Source organism: Variovorax nitratireducens (assembly GCF_051216545.1).
Taxonomy (GTDB): domain Bacteria; phylum Pseudomonadota; class Gammaproteobacteria; order Burkholderiales; family Burkholderiaceae_C; genus Variovorax.
In genome coordinates this window covers 205,100-211,099 of record NZ_JBPJZO010000009.1, presented here as the reverse complement: position 1 = coordinate 211,099, position 6,000 = coordinate 205,100, and the positions used below count along the sequence as shown (strand labels likewise).

Below are 6,000 nucleotides of genomic sequence, written 5' to 3'. Positions count from 1 at the left end.
GAGGGCGTTGGATGAGGGGCAGACATCATCGATTCGGGGAATCTGGCGGCGCGATTCATCACCATGCACGCCATTGGGCTTCATCGCGCGCCAATTGGCGACCTGTTCAGACCTTCCTTAGCGTGAAATGGCCATGCGCAGCCGTCGTCAGGCCGAGGTCGGCACTGCCGAAGAAGAGCCGCGCATGTGTCGCGCAGTTTGCGGCGAGAGCACGATTCCCGAGCCACTGCGCTGCCCGTTCATCGCGCATGAGCTCGTGCGCGTCGTAGTAGTGCCGCGAAACACGCTGGCCGCCATGGCGCAGGACAATACGCCGGTCATGCCACTGCCGCAGGCCGTGGAGGATGATGATCTTGTCCCAAAACGTGCGCTCAGCCTCTACGGTGATGACGTTGTCAACGCGAAGATTTAGATCAGGAAGATCGGCCGCGATATACGGCGTCACTGAAGCGGACGTGTGCGGATCGAGGGCCGACTTCGCCCCCGCTTCGATCTTGACGGCGGATCGGATGTAGTCATCGGTTCGTGTTGTCGCTGCCGGATACCAGAGCAGCAAGGTCTGTCCATCCGCATCATCCGGATCGCGCTCCAGTTTCATGCGGCCTTTGCCAACGGCATCAACGCGCTGCGCAAGCTGGGTTGTCAACGAACCGTTGATGAAAGCCTGACAGGCCTCGCGGATTGCATCGAGCTTTTTGCGTTGCTGCTTGCCGCTCAGCGCATCTAGCTCAGCGGGGTCGACGGCCTGTCCGATGTCTTCGCGGAACACCGTGATGTCGATGTCCTCGGAGAAGCGCGGGATAAGGTTGAAGGCTTTTGAGAGCGATGTCCCTCCCTTGAAGAGCAGGCGGGGACTTCCGGCCTCAAGACCGTTGAACAATGCGTCGAGCGTCCAGCACACCCAGAAGTCCTTCTCGACGTTCTGCACGGCGGTGCCGAGGCGTGCTGCGGTTTCCACGAAGAGCGCACCTCTGTCGGCATCGCTCGATGCGATCACGTCGTCATAGACCGTATTCATCGCGACGCCGCCGGGGTGCGGGCGGGCGAGGGCTTGCGCCGTGAGGCGGCCTTCGCCGGATCACGTAGATCAGCGGGTGGCATCGGGTCGAAGTCCGGAATGGTTCGCAGGAAGCTTTGCATCCATGCGGGCAATACGCTGAAGCCTTGCGTCAAATCACCCCGGATGCTGTCGCCGTGTTTCGGATCGCTGAGAAGGCGTGCCAGCGTCTTTCTGACGCGGTCGCCGTCTGTCGGCAGCATGTCCTTGAGCCAGTGCAGGGACTGGACAACCCGCATCGCCGGTCTGCCCGCCCAATAGAGGCGACTTGGCGCTGTCGGCTTGAACTCGATGGTGAGCTTGTCGAGGTGGATGGAGCGAGGCTGCGTGTCTGTGTAGATCGTGACGCGCGCCGGAACCGCATCGGTCAGGCCGAGGTCGTTGGCCGCGGTCATCCCATCGACGAGGATGCGGGCTTGGTCGCGCCGTGCAAGCGCATCGATGACAGCACGGTAGTCGGGTGAAGCCGGGCGCTTCGTGAGGCTGTTGAGAGTGGGGCGATCGTATAGACCGCGGTCAATGCGGCGCAACTCGCCACGCGCAACCATACGTTGCAACGTCTTGTCGATGGCGGCGCGCGTCCCCAGCGAGGCGAAATCAGCAGGAACCCAGACATAGCCGGGCCCGGCGGCGTCGATCATGGCGGTAATGCGGTTTACGGTGTCGGTCATGCGGGCCCCTTGTCCGAAGTTTATATATACATTTCGGACAAATTCAACCAAAACTGCCGAGATGTCCGAAGTTTATATATAAACTTCGGACAATCTCAGGATCTCCACGCGCACTATTTGGGATCCCTTGCGACAAATGGCAGCTCTAGAGCGACCGCAGGTGTGACCGCGTCGCCAAAACCGATGTCCACCTGCAATGCGATGCGCGCACCGTCAAGCTTCGCCTGCAGGTCGATCCGCACACCGCCATAACCGTTCCTGGTTCGAGTTCAAAGCCATTCGTCTGGAGCGGGTTGGCGCCGACTGGGCGATCGAGGCTCGAATGCGGCGTTGCGTTGTAGTTGGCAATGAGTGTGTCGAGCAGCTTCAGCGTACTCGAGCTGGAACTGGGTGTCGCGGGCGGCTGCGTCGGGATCTTTACCGCGCTTGTGCCGCGGCGAGCTCCCGGTTGTCGTGGACAGACGATGGAACCCGCTGGTGCTGAGTTGCCGGATGAACGATTCGATGAAGGGACGATCGTCTTTGCTTCGGCGGCTGGCATAGGTGCTGCTGTCCTGCGGCTTGATGATCGCCGCGCCGACCACGTTCTCCAGCTGACGCGCCACCCGCTCGCAGGTGTTCGCCATGGCCCCGTCCACACTGAACTGGTCCCAGCAGGCACCCACGTAGCGCTCGTGGCGTGACGAGGGGAATCCGGCTTCCGCCGCGTAGGCACTGCCGCTGAACCGCAGCTCGCGGCGCCTCCATTGACTGAGTGCGTTCCTGACGGCCTTCAGGACGTCTTCCGCAGTGCATTCCCGGTGCAGGCTCAGGTGATAGCCCAGCACGGCGCGACATCGATCAGCACGACCACCCACAGGCGATGGATGGTGCGCGGCTCGGCGCCACCGTGCGGCGAGGGGACCCTGAAGCGCTCCGGATCAGGAAGCCTTGTCTGGCTACTCCCCATCCAGTCGATCCCGTCGCATGGCACGCCAGAGCGCGAGGTCGTAGGTGATCTTGAGCAGCCCACACGCAATGAGCGGCAGCGAAATCCAGCCGGCGGCAAAGAGGGCGCCGCTGATCGTCGGACTGATGGCCGCCGCCAGGCTCCGTGGAACCGCCGTGAAACTCGCCGCGGCGGCACGCTCGGCCGGAGTCACGACCGCCATCACGTAAGCTGTCCGCGTGGGGACATCCATGGACGACAATGCGCTGCGGATCGTCAACAAGCACAGCGCGATCGGCAGGCTGGGCGACAGTGCGGCCAACACCAGGCAGACATTGGCCGGGAGATGCGTGAAGACCATGGTGTTGAGCAACCCGATGCGTTGAGCCACCACAGGCGCAGCGAGTTGCGACGCCGCGCTCATCAGGCCGGTCCAGAAGAAAAACACGCCGGCCTGGGTGAGCGAGAAGTCGAACCGCTCGAGCAGCCACAGCGACATCAGGGCGTTGACCGTCAGGCCGCCAGCAAAGGCATCGACGCTGAAGAGCGCCGCCAGTCGCACCACCACGCGGCGTGACGAGCCGAGCGGTGCCGGTGCGACAGGCGGGCTGTCTGGATTGCTGGCTGAGGTGCGCGCCGGAAGGCCCCGATAGAGCCAGAAGACGGTCATCCCGATCGCGGCATACACAACGAACATCCCCCGCAACACGTCGAGGAGCGCGAACTCGCTGTGTCGCACCAACCAGTCCGGCACGGCGGCGGCCAACGCCCCCAGCGCGGCGCACAGCGCGCCCACGAGGCTGTAGCGCGCGAACAGCGCGGTCCGTGCATGGCCTTGCGCCGCTGCGGCCAAGCGGGCGTGCTCCAGGGGGAGAAACACGCTGACATCACCCGAACTCGGGTTGAGCGTGCCGACCAGCGCTACGATCAGCAACGGCCAGAACGATGACAAGCCCGCAAAGCCCAGGCCCGTGGCGGCCATCAGCAATGCAGCGCCACGCAGCAGCCGACCGCCAGCAAAGCGGTATCCCCATGCGCCGACCGCGAGCGTGGCCAGTGCCGAGCCCAGCATCGTCGCTGTGCTCACGATGCCCACCTCCAGCGTGCCCAGCCCGATCGCCAGCAGGTAGGCCGGCAGCAGCACCGCCATGTACCCATCGCCGAAGGCACGCAGCCCCCGTGCAGCGAGCAGTGGCAAAGCTCCCGGGTCGACGCCGACGGGCAGCAGGCGCGAAAGGCCCAGACGTGGGTGAGACAAGGGAGTGGTGCTCATCGTTTTGAATCTCGAGCTTTATTCCCCGTCTCTGCGCTTGGCGTTTTTCTTCGCTGCCGGCTTCTTGACCGCAGGGGTCTTGGAGGAAGCGCGTTTCGCCGCTGCGGGCTTCTCCAGAGGCTCACCCTTGGCGTTCTGCTCGCGCTCGAATACCTCGTTGGCGTAGGCCTCGAGTAACTCCTCGCATTCGGCGAGGCGCTGCTCCGCTGTCGCGCGAGCCGGCGCACCATAGAAGTCCAGTGCCTTGATGCGTTCCAGCCAGTTCTTGAGCTTCTTCAGGTCTTCGTCGTTCTCCTTCACCTCGGCAAAGGTGTAGTGATCGGCCTTGACCTCCTTCTCGATTTCCTTCTTGTAATCGACACACTTGTCCAGGAACTCCTCGTAGTCCTGGTCGCGGTCGTGCTTGAAGTAGGCCACGACGCGCTCTTCCTGCTTTGCGTCGAGGGCCAGGGTTTCGAAGATCACGGCCTCGCCGCCGGCGCGGTCGATGTCGGCCTGGACCATGCGGAACTGACGCTGGTGCTCGGTCGTGGTGGGCAGCACGCAGATGCTGTTTTGCAGGTAGACGGCACCTAGGCTGCGGATGCGACGCCAGATCGCCACGCGGAATTTGGAGGGCTCGGCGGGCACTTTGTAGGTCAACAGGAGCCAGCTGGGCTTTTTTTCTTGATTCATAGATAATGTATCGGTCGTTACATCATACATGTACTGATAAAGATCTAACGTCGCAAGCCGATCCCGTCCGTAGCCACAAGGAAGTGCCAGTTGTCGATCCTGCAAGAGATCCGCCAGTGGGCCCGTCGCGTCAAGCGCTACGCGGTGACCCTGTGGTTCGCGTGCCGCCATCCGGGCACGTTGTGGCTGCCCAAGGCGCTGGCGGCATTTGTTGTTGCCTACGCGCTCAGCCCGATCGACCTGATCCCGGATTTCATCCCGGTACTGGGATACGTGGACGACGCGCTCCTGCTGCCCGGGCTGATCTGGCTGGCGATCCGGCTGCTGCCCAAGGACGTGCTTGCCGAATGCCGCATCCAGGCCGACGACTGGATGCGGCGCGGTGAGGACAAGCCGCGCAGCCCATGGGGCATCGCATTCGTTGCTGCGGCCTGGCTCGGTGTTGCAGTAGGTTTATGGCTGTGGCTTCGATAAGGAGCGAACATCCATGAACCTCATTGCATGGTTGCGCCGTTGCGCGGGAACCTTGCTGGCGCTGTGCCTGAGCAGCTTGCACCGCGAGACTCCGCGTGCGGCGAAGGCCATCGGACTGTTCGTTGTTGTCTACGTGGCGAGCCCGGTGGACTGGACCCCGGAAGTGGTGCCGATGCCAAGTTACCTGGACGACCTGGTGTTGCTGGCGATCCTGTCGTGGCTGGCGTTGCGCATGCTGCCTCGAGGTGTATGGCGGGAGTGCCGCACGAAGAGCGACGACTGGATCGGCGTCTGTGCGGGCTGGCTCGACCGCAAGTCGACGGCGCTTATGGTCATGTTCATGTGGTCAGTGGTCGCCGGGTGGCTCTGGCTGTGGTTCGGCGTGTGGTCGGCGCGATAGGCCAAGCCCGATGAAATCGCCACCATTGGAGATGGCAGGCGATGATGAAGAACATCGGAACCAACCTGTTCTTTGCCTTTGTCTACAACGTGGCCGGGATTTCGCTGGCCGCCGGAGTGCTCTACCCGTTCTTCAGCACCCTCTTGTCGCGGGTCATCGCTGCAGCCGCGATGGCACTGTCGTCGGTCAGCGTTGTTGGCGCCGGCCGAAAATTGACCCACCCGTGAGGGTTATGCTGCTTCAAATTTGACCCAGGTGTTCAGCCTACCCTGCTGCTTTTTTAAGCGGCAGGGGTATGAGGAGTGATCACCATGGCCATGATTGGCAAGGTCCTGCGGATGCACCACCGCGAGAAGAAATCGGTGCGGGAGATCGTGAGGGCGACGAGCCTGTCGCGCAGCACGGTGAGGAAGTACCTGCGCACGCCGGTGGCGGCGCCACCGAAGTACCGGCGCTGCGCGGCGACGACGAGCTGTCGCCGTTCATTGAGGCAATCAAGCTATCGCTGACGAAGTCCATGCT

General features: G+C 62.9%; 7 protein-coding genes and 3 pseudogenes. 4 read left to right on the top strand and 6 right to left on the bottom strand.

Features of this window, described 5'->3' with window-relative positions:
- Window positions 1-106: 106 nt before the first annotated feature.
- The 6 genes and pseudogenes from ACSFA8_RS20450 to ACSFA8_RS20425 all read right to left on the bottom strand — a co-directional run bounded on the left by ACSFA8_RS20450 (window position 107) and on the right by ACSFA8_RS20425 (window position 4,604).
- The gene (locus ACSFA8_RS20450) at window positions 107-1,018 is read right to left on the bottom strand and encodes a nucleotidyl transferase AbiEii/AbiGii toxin family protein (protein WP_435481295.1); all 912 of its coding nucleotides are present in this window, start codon (window positions 1,016-1,018) and stop codon (window positions 107-109) included.
- On the bottom strand, window positions 1,015-1,728 hold the full coding sequence (locus tag ACSFA8_RS20445) for a DUF6088 family protein (protein WP_435481294.1): 714 nt from the start codon (window positions 1,726-1,728) through the stop codon (window positions 1,015-1,017). The genes ACSFA8_RS20450 and ACSFA8_RS20445 overlap by 4 nt, the downstream gene beginning before the upstream one ends.
- 113 nt (window positions 1,729-1,841) lie before the next feature.
- Window positions 1,842-1,994: pseudogene (locus ACSFA8_RS20440) on the bottom strand (nucleotidyl transferase AbiEii/AbiGii toxin family protein); the annotation flags it as partial.
- 3 nt (window positions 1,995-1,997) lie between these two features.
- Window positions 1,998-2,555 (bottom strand): hypothetical protein, encoded by a 558-nt coding sequence (locus tag ACSFA8_RS20435; protein WP_435481293.1) that lies wholly within the window; start codon window positions 2,553-2,555, stop codon window positions 1,998-2,000.
- A gap of 111 nt (window positions 2,556-2,666) precedes the next feature.
- Window positions 2,667-3,929, bottom strand: a complete 1,263-nt coding sequence (locus ACSFA8_RS20430) for an MFS transporter (RefSeq protein ID WP_435481292.1) — start codon at window positions 3,927-3,929, stop codon at window positions 2,667-2,669.
- Window positions 3,930-3,947: 18 nt separating this feature from the next.
- On the bottom strand, window positions 3,948-4,604 hold the full coding sequence (locus ACSFA8_RS20425; protein WP_435481291.1) for a Chromate resistance protein ChrB: 657 nt from the start codon (window positions 4,602-4,604) through the stop codon (window positions 3,948-3,950).
- A 90-nt stretch (window positions 4,605-4,694) separates the two neighbouring features.
- On the opposite strand from ACSFA8_RS20425, the gene ACSFA8_RS20420 reads away from it, so the two are divergent.
- The 4 genes and pseudogenes from ACSFA8_RS20420 to ACSFA8_RS20405 all read left to right on the top strand — a co-directional run.
- Entirely contained in the window at window positions 4,695-5,078 is a 384-nt protein-coding gene (locus tag ACSFA8_RS20420; protein ID WP_435481290.1) for a YkvA family protein, read from the top strand.
- Between the two features lie 13 nt (window positions 5,079-5,091).
- On the top strand, window positions 5,092-5,478 hold the full coding sequence (locus tag ACSFA8_RS20415; RefSeq protein WP_435481289.1) for a YkvA family protein: 387 nt from the start codon (window positions 5,092-5,094) through the stop codon (window positions 5,476-5,478).
- A 38-nt stretch (window positions 5,479-5,516) separates the two neighbouring features.
- Window positions 5,517-5,705: pseudogene (locus ACSFA8_RS20410) on the top strand (hypothetical protein); the annotation flags it as partial.
- A gap of 84 nt (window positions 5,706-5,789) precedes the next feature.
- A pseudogene (locus ACSFA8_RS20405) lies at window positions 5,790-5,986 on the top strand (IS21 family transposase); the annotation flags it as partial.
- Window positions 5,987-6,000 lie beyond the last annotated feature (14 nt).